Here is a 17,275-nt window from a genome sequence, read left to right as displayed (position 1 = left end):
TTTCGCAACTCCTCATCACGGTAGTTCGGATCACTGTATCTTGATTTGGGTCTTGCGATTTAAAAGTTTTAAGTGAAGTATGGAGACGTACTCATCCATCGCCGCCTTCATCCAGCGGCACCCGACGAAGGAGTCGCTTGTGCGATCCCTGAATCTCTCCCAGCTGGTGTGTGTGCTCTACCTCGCTACCGAGGCCATGAGCCGCCGTCGTCCCCGGCAGGCCGCGCGGGTGCGGGCCTTCGCCACAAACCCCCGCCGCACCACGTCTCGTTCTCGTGGTCCGTTGATCCCCTCGCCCAGGAGGCCGATCGACGCCATGCCCATGCAGGTCCTGGGGACCGTCCTGGCCGGGTTGCGGCGTTTGGCGGTGACCTCGTGAGCGTGTTCTCTCCCGAACTGACCGACCGTGAGGCGACGGTCCCGCTGGCCAGCTTCATCAAGCCGTTCCCCGCCCACTACTTCTCCCGCACGGTGGGCACCCCGTTCCGTAAGCGCAAGGGACTGGGTTTGGGGCTGGTGAATGCGTTGGCGGACCAGTGGGGCGACAACGGCAACCCGAAGCTCCGACAGGTCTGGTTCCACCTCTCCTACAACCCGACCAACAACCCCTGGAACCAGATCGAGGGAGAGCGCTGATGTTGGACGTCGACACCCGGGACCTGCTGGCCGTGGCCGAAGACGCCCTGACTGCCCCTACTCATCTCACTCCCGCGCAGGTGGACGTGTGGCACAACCACACCCTGCGCAACCGCCTCCCCCTGGTCCTGGAGGCCCTGCGGATCGCCCGAGAAGAGAGCGACGCGCAACAAGCGATGCAGCTGATCGACCAGGCCATCCACGACCACCCCGCACCCATACGGGTACCCGGCAACAGGCCGGTGGCGGGCACGGTCCCGAAGCAGCACAACCCCCAGACAGAGTCGCTGCCGGTCCCCGAACACGTGCTCTGCACCCTGCTGCACAAGCACTGGAACATGACCGTCGAAGGCCAGCCCCCAAACGAGGTCTACGTGGCCCGCCGCCCCCTGGGCTGGACCGGGGACGGCGACCCCTACGAGCGCATCACCGCACCCAACCGCACCGATCTCCTGCGGCTGCTCGCCCACCGCCACCTCGGCGTTCACCGCAGCGATCCGGAACCTCCGCCCGCAGCCTGAGAGACCCCGAAGCCCTTCCATGAAAAAGCTCTGGCGGGTGCGTCAACACCCCCAGAGCAGGCCGACAACCCACACCCGTCTAAGAGAAAGAGATTGCCGACATGGCCATTGTGCCGCACACGCATGCCCTCAACCACACGATCACCCCACCCGCCGGACGGCGGTGGGAGTACCGCGTCTACCCGGGGCAGTTGTCGCAGACCAGCCGGGTCCGCGCGGACCTGAACACCGACCTCGGCCGGATGACCGGCCCTACGATCGAGGTGCGGGAGGAGATGGCCTTGTGCGTGAGCGAGATGTTCGCCAACGCCTGCGAGCACTCCCGCTCCGGAGAAGACCCCGACGGACGAGTCGTCCGCACCCTGGACCTGCCTCGTCCGGGAACGGTCCGGATCTCGATCATCGACGACGGCACCCGCACCGATGCCACCACCAACAGCGCCCCCAGGGTTCCGCGCAGGCGCACCAGGAGGGAGTGGGCTCAGGCCGAACGCGGCCGGGGGCTCTTCATGGTGGGCGAGCTGGCGTCCCGGTGGGGGTTCCGCCCAGTACTGGGCTTCCCGTTCTGCGCCGGTCTCGGCACCGTCATCTGGGCCGAGTTCACCCTCCCCACCCTGACCACCGGTGGCACCAGCACGCGCCGAACCGACTCCGCCAGTGGTGGTGCTCGGTGACCGGCAGCGCTCAGGTCAGCACAGAAGTGCGGTCGGTCCTGGCCGCACCCCGAGGCCACCGCTTCCCCCGACCCACCGCACGCCCGCAGCGGAGGTCGAGGTCCGCCCCCTCCTGGGGCGTCCCGGTTCCGTCAGCGGCGTCCCAGGAGCCCGAATCGCACCAAGCCCGTCAGGAACGACTGCTCCGCCAGATGCAGGGCAACCCCCGGGTGGCCTACATGCTCGAACACGGTCCGGTGCCGCACTGGGTGCACGTCGCCCGCCAACAGCGCGAACGCGCGGCGCGGGAGGCCCGGGAAGCCCAACAGGCCGCTTCCCGGGCCGAGCCGGAACCCGTGCTTCCCCGGGGCCGTCACCGGGCGCCGCGCCGGTGGTGGGGGTGGCCCGCCACCGCCATCAGCTCCACCCTCCTCCTGGGACTGACCACCCTGGAAGCCCTGGGCCGGAACCTCCCCCACCACCTCAGCATCCTGAGCTGACCCGACGAGAGAACGGGGCCCGGTGACGACCTCGCCACCGGGCCCCGGCCATCCCCGCCCACATAGGGGTACGGATGGTCCCGGGACCGAAAGGCCCTTGGGCCGTCGAGTCGGCGGTTGGTAGGTTCACAGCACCCCCGCGCGAACCCACCACCGGAGGACAAAGTGCACCGCTCTTCCCCCCGTCAGAAGCACACGTCCCGCCTCACCGCGCTGTCCGCCCTGGTCACGGCCACCGTCCTGCTCGTTCCCGGCACCGCCAGCGCCGAGATGGGACAGGTCCACACGGAGAGCCAGGAGGTCATCATCACCGACGAGGGGGTCTTCGAGGTCGGTGAGGACGTGGAGAGCCTGGACGCCTTCCTGGAGGAGAACCCCGAGTACGCTCCGGCGATCGAGGACCCGGACCGCGTCGGTGCCCGCGCCACCGAGTCGCTCCCCATCACACACGGCACACTGACCACGCGCACCACCGGCTGCAACAGCGCGACGGTCACCTACAAGAAGACCACCGGCACGAGGCTGACCATCAGGTTCTCCGTCGCGCAGCTGGGCAGTCTCACCCGCAACGGCCCCACCCTGAACATCAACGCGGGGCAGACCCGCAGCTTCACCGCCAACCTCTCCCCCATTGGCAACGTCCAGGGCCGCATGAAGGTCGACGAGCAGAACAAGACCTTCGTCAACAAGTACATCAGCTGCCGCTAGACACCCGGGGGTCACACGAAGCGGGTGCGGGCACCGTAACGCCCGCACCCGACGTTCAGCCACGCGTCGCGAGTCTCATGGCCGCCAGCCGATTGAGTGAGACGTTCTGCTCCGCGGCCTCGATCACGAGCTGGCGGTGCAGCTCCGGAGGGACCCGGACCTGGAACTTTCCGGAGTAGTTCCGTTCCCCGATCGGCAACGGCGGACTCTCACCCGAAGAGATCATGTCCTCGACCGTGTCGGCAGCCAGCCGACGGATGCCCGCGAAAGCTTCCGAGCTCTCCGGCGCGACCCAGGACAGGGACGGGAACTCGGCAACGGTCCCGACATAGGACTCGTCCTCGGCCGACCACTGGACACGGTAGGCGTAGTGTTCGGATCTGTTCACCGCTCCCCCTCCACTCTCTCGATCGCGGCGAGAACCTGTCTCACCTGACAGGCCTTCGCCGCGCCGTGGTCGTTCTGAATATTCACTCTCGGGCCCCCGACCAGGTCATCCTGTACACCCGGTGCGAGGTCCCGCTCCGCCGTGGCGCACCGAAGCAGTGTCCGCACACTTTCGCGAGGTCCGTGAATCGGACCGGCTTCGGCTGATCCCGTATACGTACGAGGATCTTCTCAATGCCGCCCATACAGAGTAAGTATCACTATTGATACTGACCCCAGCTCCCTCGTTTGGGAAGCACCAGAGAGTGCCTGGGCCGCGTCCGCGTCAGCGGTTGCGAGTTCCACCCTGGGCGCCGATCACACCCCGTAGCATCACCGTGTGAACAGACCACACCACGGGCGGTCACGAAACCTCTCACCGCCCCCACAACCCCCGTCACCTCCCCGGCACCGGCACGCACGGCGCAGGGCCCCCGGCACCCACCGGCGGACCTGGGCGCTCCTCACCCTGGTGGCGGGCGCAGGCGTACTCGCCTGCGGACCCGCTCCGGCCTTCGCCGAACAGTCCGCCCCCTCCGTACATGTCGGTCCGTCAGGGGTGCGTGTCGACGACGGCACCTCCCAGGTGGACGTCGGCCCCACGGGCACCCAGGTGGACACCCCAGGCGCCCACGTCGACGTCCGGCCCGGGTCCCATGTCCTGGTGTGCGCCAACGGTGTCCGCGTGGTCGTCCACACGGGTCAGGCTCCGTCGTGCCCCCAGCCTGCGCCTCCGCCTCCGCCGGTACCGCCCGAGCCGCGGCCCCCGGCACCACCAGCGCCGGAACCGCCACCCCAGGAGGAGCCCGCGCCGCCGCACGAGCGGGAGGAACGGGTGGCCCCCGCCGAGCCCGAGCCGGACCGCCCCGAACCGGAGGCCTCCCCGGAGCCTTCGACGTCCGTCCCGACCCCCGACCCGCCCGCGTCCCCGACCCCGGTTACCGAACCGCCCGCCGAACCCTCGCCCCCCGCCCAGGCGCTCCTGGTGGACGCGGGCCCGCCCGCTCCGTCCACGTCGTCCTCGGCGTTCACCCCGCTGCGCACGATGGTCGTCGTCGCGATCGTCGCGGCCGGTGCCTCCGTCGTCGGGGGCCGTGCCGTGGTGGCGGGCAACGCCGACTGACGCGGTCCCGTCCCGCCGGGTTCCGGCGGGACGGTCCGGGACCGCCTACGGGCGGTCCACCGTGAGGTCGGCGCGGTCGAACGCCGCCACCGCGTCCTCCATGGCCCCCGCGTCGTTGGCCAGCACACCGTTGTACGGGTTCCCCATGAACAGCAGCAGCACGATCGTGCCGAACACGAACACCAGGTTGACCCCGGCCCAGAAGTAGGCCGTCCTGGCCCCCTTCCTGATCATCGCGAACGGCAGCACCGCGATGGCCACGGCCGACAACGCCGAGACGACCAGCAGGGCCAGGGGGATCTGGTCCCCCGCCGCGTCGGCGCGCTGGCTGCGGGCGTCGCTGAGCTTGGTGACCTCCTGGCGCGCCGTCAGCCGGTCCAGCCCGTCGCCGGTGTCGGACACGGACAGGCCGCGCACCGACCCCGCCAACAGGGCGAGGTCATCATCGCCTCCGGGGCTCAGCTCTCCCCGCGACTCCATCAGCGGCCAGTCGTCCTCCACCACCGTCGCCATGTAGGCGCGCAGGTGGCCGCGCACGACCTCGCCCTCCTCGCCGGGAAACGCGGTGCTGCTCCAGTACAGGGCCTGGGCCGCCCCGGCCTCGGCGATCATGTCGTCCTCGGCCGACTTGAAGTCCTCCCAGCCGATGACCACGGCCATCGCCGCCGACACCAGGTACAGGGACAGCACGCATGGGGCGATGACGACCCCCAGGGCACCGTCGGCGAAGGCGCCGTTGATCCGGTAGCGCCAGGCGGCGAGCGCGGCGCCGCCGACCATGGCGACCAGGACGGCGAGGACGACGAACAACGTGACCAAGGGGGCTCCCCGGGGATTCTCGGCTAAGGACGGACCATCCTTAGCACGCGGCACCGCACCATTCGCGTGGAAAGCGCGAAGCGTCACCGGGACGTGCCCGCACCCACCGGGACCTGTCCCCCCATGTCATGACCTGCCCGGACACACCAAAAACGAGAGGGTGCGGGCACCGTGGTGCCCGCACCCTCTCGGGAGTCGACCGTCCGTCCGCGTGGACGTGGACCGGTCGGGGAGACGCTACTTCTCCAGGCGGCTCAGCAGCGCGTGGTACTCGTCCCAGAGCTCGCCGGGCAGGTCGTCACCGAAGGTCCCGAAGAACTCGGGGACCAGCGCGGCCTCCTGCTTCCAGACGTCGGTGTCGACGTCGAGGACGAACTCCATGTCCTCGGCGGAGACGTCCAGGCCCTCGGTGTCGATGCCGTCGGCGGTCGGCAGGTAGCCGATCGGGGTCTCGACGGCGGCGGCCTCACCCTCCAGGCGGTCCACGATCCACTTGATGACCCGGCTGTTCTCACCGAAGCCCGGCCACACGATCTTGCCGTCGGCGTTCTTCTTGAACCAGTTGACGTAGAAGATCTTCGGCAGCTTGGACTCGTCGGCCTGCTTGCCGATCCTGATCCAGTGCGCGAAGTAGTCGCCCATGTTGTAGCCGCAGAACGGCAGCATCGCGAACGGGTCGCGGCGCAGCTCGCCGACGGAGCCCTCCTGGGCGGCGGTCTTCTCGGAGGAGACGTTGGCGCCCAGGTACACGCCGTGCTGCCAGCTGAAGGACTCCGACACCAGCGGCACGGCGGTGGCGCGGCGGCCGCCGAAGAGGATCGCGGAGATCGGGACGCCCGCGGGGTCCTCCCACTCGTCGGCGATGGTCGGGGCCTGCCCGGCCGGAGTGGTGAAGCGGGAGTTCGGGTGGGCGGCGGGCTCACCCGACTCGGGCGTCCACGGACGGCCCTTCCAGTCGGTGAGGTTGGCCGGGGCCTCCTCGGTCAGGCCCTCCCACCACACGTCGCCGTCCTCAGTGAGCGCGACGTTGGTGAAGATGCTGTTGCCCCAGAGGGTCTCCACCGCGTTGGCGTTGGTCTTGGCGCCGGTGCCGGGGGCGACTCCGAAGAAGCCCGCCTCGGGGTTGATGGCGCGCAGCTGGCCGTCGGCGCCGAAGCGCATCCAGGCGATGTCGTCACCGACGGTCTCGACCTTCCAGCCGGGGATGGTCGGCTGGAGCATGGCGAGGTTGGTCTTGCCGCAGGCGCTCGGGAAGGCGGCCGCGACGTAGTGGGACTTCCCGGCGGGCGAGGTCACCTTGAGGATCAGCATGTGCTCGGCGAGCCAGCCCTCGTCGCGGGCCATCACGGAGGCGATGCGCAGCGCGTAGCACTTCTTGCCGAGCAGGGCGTTGCCGCCGTAGCCCGAACCGTAGGACCAGATCTCGCGGGTCTCGGGGAAGTGCGAGATGTACTTGGTGGAGTTGCAGGGCCAGGCGACGTCCTCCTGGCCGGGCTCCAGGGGAGCGCCGACGGAGTGGACGGCCTTGACGAACTCGCCGCGCTCCTCGATCAGGCGCAGGGCGGCGTCGCCCATACGGGCCATGATGCGCATGGAGACGACGACGTAGGCGGAGTCGGTGATCTCGACGCCGAGCTGGGAGATGTCCCCGCCCAGCGGGCCCATGCAGAAGGGCACGACGTACATGGTGCGGCCGCGCATGGAGCCCCGGAAGACCTCGCCGAAGGTGGCGCGCATCTCGTCGGGGGCGATCCAGTTGTTGGTGGGCCCGGCGTCCTCGGGACGCTCGGAGCAGATGAAGGTGCGGTCCTCGACCCGGGCGACGTCCGTGGGGTCGGACTTGCAGTAGAAGCTGTTCGGACGCTTCTCGGAGTTGAGGCGGGTGAAGGTGCCCTGCTCGACCAGCTGGTCGGTCAGGCGGGTCCACTCCTCCTCGGAGCCGTCACACCAGACGACCTCGTCCGGCTGGGTGAGCTCGGCGACCTCACGAACCCAGGAGACGAGTTCCTCGTTCTTGGTCGGGGCGGCGCCCACATCAGTACCCACGTCAGCAGTCACAACGGCTCCTCATCGAACTTACGAGATCCCTCGCATCATGAACGACGAGTGCCGAAGCTGACCAATTGGACTAGGCCAATGGTCTATACGCCCGGGGTCGACGAAGCTGATTCCACTGCACAGCAGGGGATTCGGGTGGTTCGGGTACGTGCCGGAACGTGTCCGCGCGGGCCGTGCTCCGGTACTGCTCGGAGCCGGTTTTCCCTGTGTCAGGGGCCTGACGGCCCTCCAGAGCGACACACGGTGCTGTTCGTCACACAACGGACGAGGGGTGGGTTCACGCGGAATAGACCTCTCCCCGGGTCCGCGGGCTCAGCGGAGTATGGCGACGGGACCCCGGGCACCGTGCAGGACCGAGTGGCTCACCGATCCCAGCAGCAGCCCTCGGAAGCCGCCGCGCCCACGCGAGCCCACCACGATGAGGTCGGCCGGGGTGGCCTCCTCCAGGAGCGCGACGACCGGGTGCGCGCGCACCACCCTCGTGTGGACGCGGACCTCGGGGCGGAGCAGGCGCAGGTCCATGAGCTCCTCCTCCAGGGCGTGCCGGGCGGCCTCGGCTGCGGTCGCGTCGTCGAAGAGCTCGGGCGGGATCGGTCCGGTGGCCGCCGCGAAGGCGACCAGCGGCTGCCAGGCGCTCACCGCCACCAGGTCGGTGTCGCCGAACTCCGCCTGGGAGAAGGCGAACTCCAGGGCGTGTCGGCTGGGTTCGGAGCCGTCCACCCCCACGATCACCCGGCTGCGCACCCCGTGCGCGGACGCGTGGTCCCGGGGCAGCACGATCACCGGCAGCGGTGAGCGGGCGGCCAGTTCTATTCCCACCGACCCCACGAACGCGGCGGCGATCCCGCTCAGCCCGCGCGACCCCACCACCACGGCCACCGCTCCGGGGTCGGCCGCCTCGGTGAGCAGGGCCTCCGTCGGTCGGGAGTAGGAGAGGCGGGTCTGGACGGAGAGCTCCGGGAACAGCCGGGACGTCCAGTCGCTGGCGCGGTCGAGCAGCCGTCGCGCGCCCGCGCCCGGTCCGTCCTCGGTGCGTTCCTCCTCATCTCCCCAGACTCCGAAGTCCTCGGTGGCCAGGGGGTTCGCCGCGGCGACGATCCGCACCCCAAGGCCACGGAGCGAGGCCTGGTGCGCGGACCACTCCAGGGCGTGCCTGCTGGAGTCGGTGCCGTCCACCCCCACGATCAGCCATCGTGTCGTGGTTGCGCCGTTCATCACGTGCGCCCTTCCGTAGGTCGTCGATACCCTCGCGGCTCCCGGACCTACCGGCCGGTGTCCCGTGGTGTTCCACGATGATGCCGCTCGAACACGCACCCGTGGATAACAGTGCCGCCGCGAGTTGGCTGACGTAGGGTCCCAGAACGGCCCGTGTCCCCGCGACGACGGAACGTGCGGGCGCTCCGCTGCGTCCGAGAGACATACACGAGTCAGCTGGGGAGACTGGGGGCGCGATGCCTTACTCGAACACCACGACACCGCACTGGGACCACCGCGACGGCCGTGTGGCCGCCGTGGTCGCCGCCGTGGTCTACAGCCTGTGGGCCGTCGAGATCATCCTTCCGGTCGGCCCGGGCGTCGCCGCAGGTGCGCTCGCCGACCCCGACTCCGCGTTCGGACAGTTCCTCGACAGCGCGTACCGGACGGCCGCGATCCTGGTGGTCCTCGCCGCGGGTCTGGGGCTGGCCCTGGGGGCACGGCGCCCGCGCCGCTGGCTGACGGTCTCCTGGTGGTCGATGGCCGTGTTCGGCGCCGCCTCGCTGGCGGCGTCCCTGCTGCCCGGCCGGTGCGTGGTGGCCACGGACGCCGCCTGCACTGTGGAGTCCGTGGTGGAGGGGGTCCGGGGAGCGACGGCCGTCCAGCCGGTGCTGGCCGTGGTCGCCACCCTGGCCGCTCTTCTGGCGTCGGCGGCACTGACCTGGGACCGCCGCAGGGCCGGGGAGCGCTCCTGGGTGGTCCTCGCGGTGATCACACTGGCCCAGACCGTGGCCGCCGCGGTGGTCCTGGTCCTGGCCGCGCTGGTGTTCGCGTCCTCTGGAGACGGTTCGCCCGGGGTCGCGCTCGGTCTGGCCGAACGCGCCCACCTGGTGACCGTGGCCCTGTGGCTGCTGGCCGCGGGTCTCGTACCGGGGCAGTGGAAGCGCGCGCGCACGAGGCACGCCGTGAGCTGATCCGGGAGCCCGGCAGCGATTGCTGTCGGGGGCGGTCTGCGGGGCTGGGGAACACCGGGACCGGGCCTTCTCGGTTCGGGTGCCCGGGGGCCGGGTCCACGCGGGTCCGGGTCCCGGGGTTCCGGGGCGCGTCCGCCTCCTTGGTCCCTCACGCGGAACGGCGCTCCTCTCCCCCGAGCACGTGGCCCCGCCACCGAGCGTGCGCCTCCGACGCCGCGCGCGTCCCGTGGGTCCTGGGGCCCAGGGCCTCCACGCACGCCCGGGGGAGGTCGCCCTCGGTGGCCGGGCGCGGAGGCGCCAGGAGGACGTTCGGGTGGGTGGGCTCCCACTCCCACTCCCGACGATCCCGCAGCCGCGTGTGGACGCCGAGCACCCCGGCCTCACCCCGGGCCCGCGACCGCCAAAGCACGTCGGCCCCGAACCGGTCCTCGGCTTCCTCGTGCAGCGCCCCGAACGCGGCGGCGCCGCCGCGTTCGATGGCCCCCCGCAGCCGTCGGTCGAGCTCCGGGCCCCCGATCGCGACCGGCTTCCCCAGGTCGTCGAGGACGACACCCCTCATGCTTTCCCCCTTCGTGCGTCCGTCCGCACCAGGTCCGACGGCGGAACCGCCCGTGGGGTTGCACACGCCTTTGCGAAGAACGGGCCGGACTTCGAGGACGCAGGTCAGGCGAGTGTGTCGGGCAGCGGGCGGGTGTGGACCACGTGCAGGGAGCTCACCGCGCGGGTCAGGACCACGTAGAGGCGGTTCACCCCGCGCTCCTCGGCCTCGATGATCTCGGCGGGTTCGGCGACCACCACCGTGTCGAACTCCAGGCCCTTGGCCAGGCTCGCCGGGACCGCCACCAGCCGGGCGCCGTCCATCCCGGCCTCACCCAGGAGCGGGGCGCTCACCCCTTCGGCGGCCAGCGCCTCGCACAGCTCGGGCAGCCGGTGGTCGGCGGCGATCAGACCCACCGAGCCCTCCCCCTTCAGCGCGCCGCGACAGGACTCGGCCAGAGTTCGGGCCATGCCCTCGGCGGCCGGGACCAGCCGGAGGGCGCCCGGAGAACGCCGGACCGCGACAGGGGCGCCCAGCCCCGGGGCGATCGAGGGCAGCAGCCGGGCGGCGAAGTCGATGATCTGCGCAGGGACACGGTAGCCCCGGTTCAGCGCGTGCAGGTGGCCGGTGGGCTTGCCGAGGTGTTCCAGCAGCGTCGTCCAGTTGCGGGCCGCCGAGGGGCTGGTGCCCTGGGCGATGTCGCCGAGCACCGTGAGCGACCCCGCACCGGCGCGGCGGCCGATCGCCCGGCACTGCATGGGGCTCAGGTCCTGGGCCTCGTCCACGACCACGTGCCCCAGCCCCGGGACCCGCTCGATCAGCGCCGTGGCCTCGTCCACCAGGGCCAGGTCCTCCTCCGACCACAGCGCCGACTTGGCTCCGCGCGGCCGCCCCGGCAGGAGCAGGGCCCGCTGTTCCTCTGCGGTGAGCAGGCCCTCGGCCGCGCGGGCCAGGCGCTCGGGATCGGTGAGCAGACCGAGCACCATCCTGAGCGGGTCCACCTTGGGCCACAGGGCGGTGACGGCGGCGCGCACCGCCGGGTCCCGGCGCACCCGGGTGTGGGTCCGGTCGTCGCAGACCTGGCCCTCGGCCTCCATGAGGGAGAGGATCGCGTGCGCCATGCGGTGGGACAGGAGCTCGCGGCCGGACCCGTAGGCCACCCCGCGCTCGGCGAGTTCGTCGAGCAGGGGACGCAGGTCCTCCGGGTACAACCGCCAACGGCGCGAGCCCTGGCGGACCATCACGGTCTCCTCCGGGGCCCGCAGGTGCGCCCACAGGTCGCGGCGCAGCACCTCGGCCATGACCGCGGAGCCCTTGGTGCGCGCGGCCTCGGGGGTCTCCGCGCGGCGCACCCATCCCCGGGCCGGACGCAGGCGGGCGGGCAGGTCCCGGGTGAGGAGCTCGTTGACGGTGGTCTGGTGGACGTCCACCTCACCGAGCGCCGGGAGCACGTCCCGGATGTAGGAGAGGAACGACCGGTTGGGCCCGATGATCGCCACGCCCGAGCGGGAGAGGCGTTCGCGTTCGCTGTAGAGCAGGAAGGCGATGCGGTGCAGGCCCACGGCGGTCTTGCCGGTGCCGGGGGCACCCTGGACGCACAGGGTGGTCTCCAACGGGGCGCGGACCAGGGCGTCCTGTTCCGGCTGGATGGTGGCGACGATGTCGCGCATGGGGCCGGTGCGGGGGCGTTCGATCTCGGAGTTGAGGAGTTCGCTGCCCAGCGAGGCCTCGGGAGCCCGGGGGGCGAGCACGAGGTCCTCGTCCTCGAAGGCGGTGAGGACCGACTCGGGCTCGCCGTCCTCGCCGGTGACGGTGCCGAACCCGTAGCGTCGCCGGACCCGCACGTCCATCCGGTCGCTGGGTGAGGCCTGGTAGTAGGCGACGCTGATGGGCGCGCGCCAGTCCAGGACCACGGGGCGGCCGCTGCCGTCGTGGACGTGGCGGCGGCCGATGTGCACGCGGTCGGCGCGCTCGGAGGGGGTGTCGTCGAGGAAGACGGTGCCCGGCTCGAAGTCCATGCGCCCGAAGTACAGGGGGGCGCCGGGGACGTCGGCCAGGGCGGCCATCCGGCGTTCGCGCCCGCGGCGCAGGGCGGCGTCGGTGACCTTGTCCTTGGCTGCGTCACCGAAGAGGATCTCGGTGGCGTCGACCGACTCACGCATACCGCGCAGGGCGGCGCGGGCGGCACTCAGCGCCCGGCGTTCGGCGATGATCTCGGGGTCCGCGGACACGGCTGAGGGATCGTTCGTGGTCATGGGGGACCTCGTGGTTCGGCGGGACAGGACGCGACCTCACGCGTGCGCGCGGTCCCGCCCCGGTCGCCACGAGGGCCCGGTTCGTTCCGATCCATGAGCGCGCACCACGCCCCGGTGGGGCGGTGATGCCGAACCTGTGAGCCTACCCGAGCCGGGTGGTCAGCGCCCGACTCCCGAGGGAACTACCAGACGCCGGAGCGGTCCGGGACGAGCATCGCGTCCTGGACGGTGTCCCAGCGGACGCGCCCGAGCCCGCCCCCGAGCTCCACGTCCTCGACGACGGCGTCGATGGTCCGCCGGTCGTACTCGTCGGTGAGTTCGACGCCGCCGTCGCGGTAGTCGGAGACCAGTCCGATCACGTACTGGCGCAGGTCGGTCACGCCTCTGCGGGCTGCGGCGCGGGCCTGTTTGTCCCAGCGGCCATCATGCGGGATCCATGATGCGATGACCTCGGTGGGGGTGGGGACGTACTCGTTGGGAGTGGCCATAGGGTCACGGTAGTCATGAGGCGGGGAGCACGGGGCCGTTCGCCGGATTGTGGGACCCCCGGCCCCGCGGGCGGGGTGGGCGGGTCAGGTCTTGCGCAGGCGCACCCGGCTGACGCGGTGGTCGTCGCCCTTGAACAGGACGAGGGTGGCCCTGCCCCTGGTCGGCCGGATGTTCTCCACGAGGTTGACCTCGTTGATGGTCTGCCAGGTGTTGGCGGCGAACTCCAGGGCCTCGTTCTCCTCGATGGTGGTGGCCATGTGGTGGAAGTAGGACCGGGGGTCGGAGAAGGCGGTGCGCCGCAGCTCCCGGAACCGTTCCAGGTACCAGCTGCGGACGTTGTCCACCTTGGCGTCCACGTAGATGGAGTAGTCGAAGAAGTCGGCGACGGCCAGCCGTCCGGCGGTCGCGGGCTGGAGCACGTTGATGCCCTCGACGATGAGGATGTCGGGGCGGTGCACGGTCTGGCGCTCGTCGGGAACGACGTCGTAGTGCAGGTGGGAGTAGACGGGGATGTCGAGGCGGTCGGCCCCGGCCTTCATCTCCGAGACGAACCGGACCAGCGCGCGCCGGTCGTAGCTCTCCGGGAACCCCTTGCGGCGCATGAGTCCGCGCGACTGGAGGACGGAGTTGGGGTGGAGGAAGTTGTCGGTGCTGACGAGCTCGACGTCCGGGTGGTTGGGCCACTGGGCGAGCAGGGAGCGCAGCAGTCGCGCCGTGGTGGACTTGCCCACGGCGACGCTGCCCGCCACGCCGATGATGAACGGTGACGGCCGGTCGGACTCCCCGAGGAAGGCGCACACGGCGGCGTGCCGCTGCTGCGTGGCGCCCACGTAGAGGTTGAGCAGCCGTGACAGCGGCAGGTAGATGTCGCGGACCTCGTCGAGGGAGGTGGGGTCGTTGGTACCTCGCAGGTCGCTGAGGTCGGCCTCGGTCAGGGACAGGGGCGTGGAGGCCCGGAGGGCGGCCCAGGCCGCGCGGTCCAGTTCCACGTACGGCGAGGAGATGCCGTTCTTCGTCGCGTGAGACACGGTTGACCACCTTAGACGAGGCGCTCCCCCACTCCGGGCAGCCGGTCCCCCGATTGTCCGACACGGAGGCCGAACGTGCCGGACTCCACACGTTCACACGCGCGACACGCAAGGTTTTTTGGGTGGGTTCGTCGGAGTGGGAACCGGTTCCACTCGGCGACCACTCCCACCCTCCCACCTGCGTGGTCTACTCTCCATGCACCAAATGGTCTATACCGCCACCTGGGAAAACAACAAGTGGTATGAACCACTGGTTGGTCGATTCCGGACATCTTTTGGCTTACGCTGGCGCCCATGTGCGGAATCGTTGGCTACGTCGGGCCGCAACCGGCGCTAGAGGTCGTTGTGAACGGCCTCGCGAGGTTGGAATACCGCGGATATGACTCCGCGGGTGTCGCTGTGCTGGGTGAAGGAACCCTGCGCTCCCAGAAGCGGGCGGGCAAGCTCGCCAACCTGCGTCAGGCCCTGGAGGAGAACCCGGTCTCGGGTGAGGGCGCCGGGATCGGTCACACCCGTTGGGCCACGCACGGCGCGCCCAACGACGTGAACGCCCACCCCCACGTCGACAACGACAACCGGGTGGCCGTCGTCCACAACGGCATCATCGAGAACTTCGCCGCCCTCCGACTGGAGCTGGAGGAGCAGGGCTGCAAGTTCCTGTCCGAGACCGACACCGAGGTCTCCTCCCACCTGCTCAGCAAGGAGCTGGAGCGGCGCGGCGACGGGGACCTCCCCGGGGCCATGCGCGAGGTGTGCAAGCGCCTGGAGGGTGCCTTCACCCTGGTCGCAGTCTCCGTCGACGACCCGGACCTGGTCGTCGCGGCGCGCCGCAACTCCCCGCTGGTCGTCGGTCGCGGCCAGGGCGAGAACTTCCTGGCCAGCGACGTGGCGGCGTTCATCGCCCACACCCGTGAGGCGGTCGAGCTCGGCCAGGACCAGGTCGTGGAGCTGCGCGCCGACTCCGTGGTCGTCACCGACTACGACGGCAACCCGGTGGACGTGCGTGAGTACCACGTGGACTGGGACGCCTCGGCGGCGGAGAAGGACGGCTACGACTACTTCATGCTCAAGGAGATCGTCGAGCAGCCCAAGGCTGTCGCCGACACCCTCCTGGGCCGGGTCTCGGTCGACGGCCAGCTCACCCTGGACGAGATGCGGCTGACCCCCGCCGAGCTGCGGTCGGTCGAGAAGATCGTCATCATCGCGTGCGGCACGTCGTACCACGCGGGCCTGATCGCCAAGTACGCGATCGAGCACTGGTGCCGGATCCCCTGCGAGGTGGAGGTCGCCAGCGAGTTCCGCTACCGCGACCCGATCCTGGACCAGCAGACCCTGGTCATCGCCATCTCGCAGTCCGGCGAGAGCATGGACACCCTGATGGCGGTCCGCTACGCCCGCGAGCAGCGCGCCCGTGTGCTGGCGATCTGCAACGTCAACGGCTCGACGATCCCGCGCGAGTCCGACGGCGTGCTGTACACGCACGCCGGCCCGGAGGTCGGGGTGGCCGCCACCAAGACCTTCCTCACCCAGCTGGCCGCCTGCTACCTGATCGGCCTGTACCTGGCCCAGGTGCGCGGGATGAAGTTCGGCGACGAGATCAACGCCGTGATCGCGCAGCTGGCCACCATGCCGGAGCAGATCGAGAGGGTCCTGGACTCGGTGGAGCCGGTCCGCGAACTGGCCCGTTCCCTGGCCGACGAGAACACCGTCCTGTTCCTGGGCCGCCACGTGGGCTTCCCGGTGGCGATGGAGGGCGCGCTCAAGCTCAAGGAGCTGGCGTACATGCACGCCGAGGCGTTCGCCGCCGGTGAGCTCAAGCACGGCTCGATCGCGCTGATCGAGGACGGTCTGCCGGTGGTCGTCGTGGTGCCCTCGCCCAAGGGGCGCAGCGTGCTGCACGACAAGATCGTGTCGAACATCCAGGAGGTGCGTGCCCGCGGCGCCCGCACCATCGTGATCGCCGAGGAGGGCGACGAGTCGGTGCGCCCGTACGCGGACTCGCTCATCGAGATCCCCGCGGTGCCGACCCTGCTCCAGCCGATCGTCGCGACGATCCCCATGCAGGTGTTCGCGTGTGAACTCGCCCTGGCCAAGGGCAACGACGTCGACCAGCCCCGCAACCTCGCCAAGAGCGTGACCGTGGAGTAGGTCGGGACACGTACCCAGGTGGTCCGGGGGTGCGTCGCGCGGGGCATCCCCCCGGCGGCGCACCCCGCCTGCGTTCGCGGGCCGGTGCCGCGCGCGATCCCGGGGGTCAGTGCGGGACGTGGGCGGTGTGGCTGGCCCTCGCCGCGACGACGTCGGCGTGGGTGGGCAGCATCCCGTGCAGGTCCAGGACGTCCAGGATGCGGTTCAGCTGCCGGGGCGGGTTCGAGATCAGCAGGTGGTGCTGGGAACCGGAGGCGATCCGCATGGCACCGACCAGCGCGTTGACCCCCGAGGCGTCGATGAAGCCCACCAGGGAAAGGTCGACGATCGTACAGTTCTCGATCACGGAGGAGGCCAGGCGGGCGAAGACGCCCTCGGCCGTGGCGATGTCGATCTCGCCCTCGAGGTGGATGACGGTCATGCCGTCGCAGCGGAAGCGCTCCTGGTCCGGGTCCAGTACGTCCACGCCTTACTCCCGTGTTGGGGGTCGGTGGGGTCTCTGCCGCCGTCGGTCAAATGCCGACATGCATTGACAGCCTACTCGGCTTGGCGGACTCCACACCTGTCCCGGAACACGGTCGCCGTCCGTTTCCCGTGGATATCGGCGTAGCGTCAGAACGGATCAGAACCGCAAATCGCCCAAACGATCTTTCCGTGACCGTCCACGGGATTCCAGCCCCATTCGCGACTGAATGCGGCCACGAGCCCGAGCCCGCGTCCCGACTCGGCGAAATGGTGCGCCTCGACCCGGACCGGTCCGCGCGGCTCGGGGTCGGCGACCATGCACACCACCGCACCGTCCCGGGGGAAGGGCCGCAGCTGGAGGGTGACCCGGGTGCGCTCGGGGGGCTCGTCGGCCACCGCGTGCCGACAGGCGTTGCCGACCAGTTCGGAGATGATGAGCCGGACGTCCTCGGACAGCCGCGTGAGCCCCCACGCGGTCAGGTTCTCGGCCCCGAACTCACGGGCCGACCGGACCGAGTCCGGCACCGCCCCGAAGGAGGCGGCGGCGCCACCAGGCGCACACCGGCTCTCCCCGATACCCAGGCGACCGAGCGACGGGTCCCACCACCCGCCGCGCGTCGACTCGGGCGTGCGTGTCCGGGAGGGTCGGCCCCAGGATGCCCCGGCGTGCAGCTCCGAAGGCACCAGCTCTGTGTTCATCACGGTCCTCACGGATGATGTCGGTTCGCGCGTCCGTCCTG

The 17,275-nt window shown here is 70.5% G+C and carries 20 protein-coding genes; 9 read left to right on the top strand and 11 right to left on the bottom strand.

Translation table 11 applies throughout. The features are described from left to right. Positions 1-139 precede the first annotated feature (139 nt). The 6 genes from KBX21_RS08140 to KBX21_RS08115 all read left to right on the top strand — a co-directional run bounded on the left by KBX21_RS08140 (position 140) and on the right by KBX21_RS08115 (position 3,018). The gene (locus tag KBX21_RS08140) at positions 140-379 is read left to right on the top strand and encodes a hypothetical protein (protein ID WP_307869174.1); all 240 of its coding nucleotides are present in this window, start codon (positions 140-142) and stop codon (positions 377-379) included. Then, positions 376-636 (top strand): hypothetical protein, encoded by a 261-nt coding sequence (locus KBX21_RS08135; RefSeq protein WP_210841521.1) that lies wholly within the window; start codon positions 376-378, stop codon positions 634-636. The genes KBX21_RS08140 and KBX21_RS08135 overlap by 4 nt, the downstream gene beginning before the upstream one ends. Then, entirely contained in the window at positions 636-1,157 is a 522-nt protein-coding gene (locus KBX21_RS08130) for a hypothetical protein (RefSeq protein WP_210841520.1), read from the top strand. Before KBX21_RS08135 ends, KBX21_RS08130 begins: the two co-directional genes overlap by 1 nt. 101 nt (positions 1,158-1,258) lie before the next feature. Continuing rightward, positions 1,259-1,831 (top strand): ATP-binding protein, encoded by a 573-nt coding sequence (locus KBX21_RS08125; protein WP_210841519.1) that lies wholly within the window; start codon positions 1,259-1,261, stop codon positions 1,829-1,831. Positions 1,832-2,022: 191 nt separating this feature from the next. Continuing rightward, positions 2,023-2,310, top strand: a complete 288-nt coding sequence (locus tag KBX21_RS08120; RefSeq protein ID WP_210841518.1) for a hypothetical protein — start codon at positions 2,023-2,025, stop codon at positions 2,308-2,310. Between the two features lie 165 nt (positions 2,311-2,475). Beyond that, entirely contained in the window at positions 2,476-3,018 is a 543-nt protein-coding gene (locus KBX21_RS08115) for a hypothetical protein (RefSeq protein WP_210841517.1), read from the top strand. Between the two features lie 55 nt (positions 3,019-3,073). Here KBX21_RS08115 and KBX21_RS27090 read toward each other — a convergent pair whose 3' ends face one another. Both KBX21_RS27090 and KBX21_RS08105 read right to left on the bottom strand, forming a co-directional pair. Continuing rightward, positions 3,074-3,406 (bottom strand): type II toxin-antitoxin system HicB family antitoxin, encoded by a 333-nt coding sequence (locus KBX21_RS27090; protein WP_210841516.1) that lies wholly within the window; start codon positions 3,404-3,406, stop codon positions 3,074-3,076. 591 nt (positions 3,407-3,997) lie between these two features. After that, on the bottom strand, positions 3,998-4,141 hold the full coding sequence (locus KBX21_RS08105; protein ID WP_156208181.1) for a hypothetical protein: 144 nt from the start codon (positions 4,139-4,141) through the stop codon (positions 3,998-4,000). A gap of 138 nt (positions 4,142-4,279) precedes the next feature. Between KBX21_RS08105 and KBX21_RS08100 the strand changes: the two genes are divergently transcribed. Next, the gene (locus KBX21_RS08100) at positions 4,280-4,567 is read left to right on the top strand and encodes a hypothetical protein (RefSeq protein ID WP_210841515.1); all 288 of its coding nucleotides are present in this window, start codon (positions 4,280-4,282) and stop codon (positions 4,565-4,567) included. 45 nt (positions 4,568-4,612) lie between these two features. On the opposite strand, the gene KBX21_RS08095 is transcribed toward KBX21_RS08100, so the two are convergent. The 3 genes from KBX21_RS08095 to KBX21_RS08085 all read right to left on the bottom strand — a co-directional run bounded on the left by KBX21_RS08095 (position 4,613) and on the right by KBX21_RS08085 (position 8,659). Beyond that, positions 4,613-5,386, bottom strand: coding sequence for a DUF4239 domain-containing protein (locus KBX21_RS08095; protein ID WP_210841514.1), 774 nt, complete (start codon positions 5,384-5,386; stop codon positions 4,613-4,615). A gap of 237 nt (positions 5,387-5,623) precedes the next feature. After that, entirely contained in the window at positions 5,624-7,432 is a 1,809-nt protein-coding gene (locus KBX21_RS08090; protein ID WP_049579362.1) for a phosphoenolpyruvate carboxykinase (GTP), read from the bottom strand. 324 nt (positions 7,433-7,756) lie between these two features. Then, complete coding sequence (locus KBX21_RS08085) at positions 7,757-8,659, bottom strand: universal stress protein (protein ID WP_210841513.1); 903 nt, start codon at positions 8,657-8,659, stop codon at positions 7,757-7,759. Between the two features lie 236 nt (positions 8,660-8,895). On the opposite strand from KBX21_RS08085, the gene KBX21_RS08080 reads away from it, so the two are divergent. Next, a complete protein-coding gene (locus tag KBX21_RS08080) occupies positions 8,896-9,612 on the top strand; it encodes a hypothetical protein (RefSeq protein ID WP_049579366.1) in 717 nt (238 codons plus the stop codon). A gap of 148 nt (positions 9,613-9,760) precedes the next feature. Here the strand turns inward: KBX21_RS08080 and KBX21_RS08075 are convergent, their stop codons facing one another. From KBX21_RS08075 to coaA, 4 genes are all read right to left on the bottom strand, one after another. Beyond that, complete coding sequence (locus KBX21_RS08075; RefSeq protein ID WP_210841512.1) at positions 9,761-10,171, bottom strand: hypothetical protein; 411 nt, start codon at positions 10,169-10,171, stop codon at positions 9,761-9,763. A 104-nt stretch (positions 10,172-10,275) separates the two neighbouring features. Next, positions 10,276-12,405: an AAA family ATPase gene (locus tag KBX21_RS08070; RefSeq protein WP_210841511.1), complete on the bottom strand. Its 2,130-nt coding sequence runs from the start codon at positions 12,403-12,405 to the stop codon at positions 10,276-10,278. A 182-nt stretch (positions 12,406-12,587) separates the two neighbouring features. Further along, entirely contained in the window at positions 12,588-12,893 is a 306-nt protein-coding gene (locus tag KBX21_RS08065; protein WP_049579373.1) for a hypothetical protein, read from the bottom strand. 84 nt (positions 12,894-12,977) lie between these two features. Continuing rightward, positions 12,978-13,883: a type I pantothenate kinase gene (coaA, locus tag KBX21_RS08060; RefSeq protein ID WP_307869179.1), complete on the bottom strand. Its 906-nt coding sequence runs from the start codon at positions 13,881-13,883 to the stop codon at positions 12,978-12,980. Between the two features lie 333 nt (positions 13,884-14,216). Here coaA and glmS point away from each other — a divergent pair, with 333 nt between their 5' ends. After that, on the top strand, positions 14,217-16,070 hold the full coding sequence (gene glmS, locus KBX21_RS08055) for a glutamine--fructose-6-phosphate transaminase (isomerizing) (RefSeq protein WP_082206747.1): 1,854 nt from the start codon (positions 14,217-14,219) through the stop codon (positions 16,068-16,070). A gap of 106 nt (positions 16,071-16,176) precedes the next feature. Here glmS and KBX21_RS08050 read toward each other — a convergent pair whose 3' ends face one another. After that, on the bottom strand, positions 16,177-16,536 hold the full coding sequence (locus KBX21_RS08050) for an STAS domain-containing protein (RefSeq protein ID WP_049579378.1): 360 nt from the start codon (positions 16,534-16,536) through the stop codon (positions 16,177-16,179). A gap of 146 nt (positions 16,537-16,682) precedes the next feature. Continuing rightward, positions 16,683-17,234: an ATP-binding protein gene (locus KBX21_RS08045; RefSeq protein WP_049579380.1), complete on the bottom strand. Its 552-nt coding sequence runs from the start codon at positions 17,232-17,234 to the stop codon at positions 16,683-16,685. Positions 17,235-17,275: the final 41 nt, after the last annotated feature.

It is taken from the genome of Nocardiopsis sp. B62 (genome assembly GCF_018070675.1).
Taxonomy (GTDB): Bacteria; Actinomycetota; Actinomycetes; order Streptosporangiales; family Streptosporangiaceae; genus Nocardiopsis; species Nocardiopsis prasina.
This window is presented reverse-complemented; position numbering and strand designations above follow the sequence as displayed.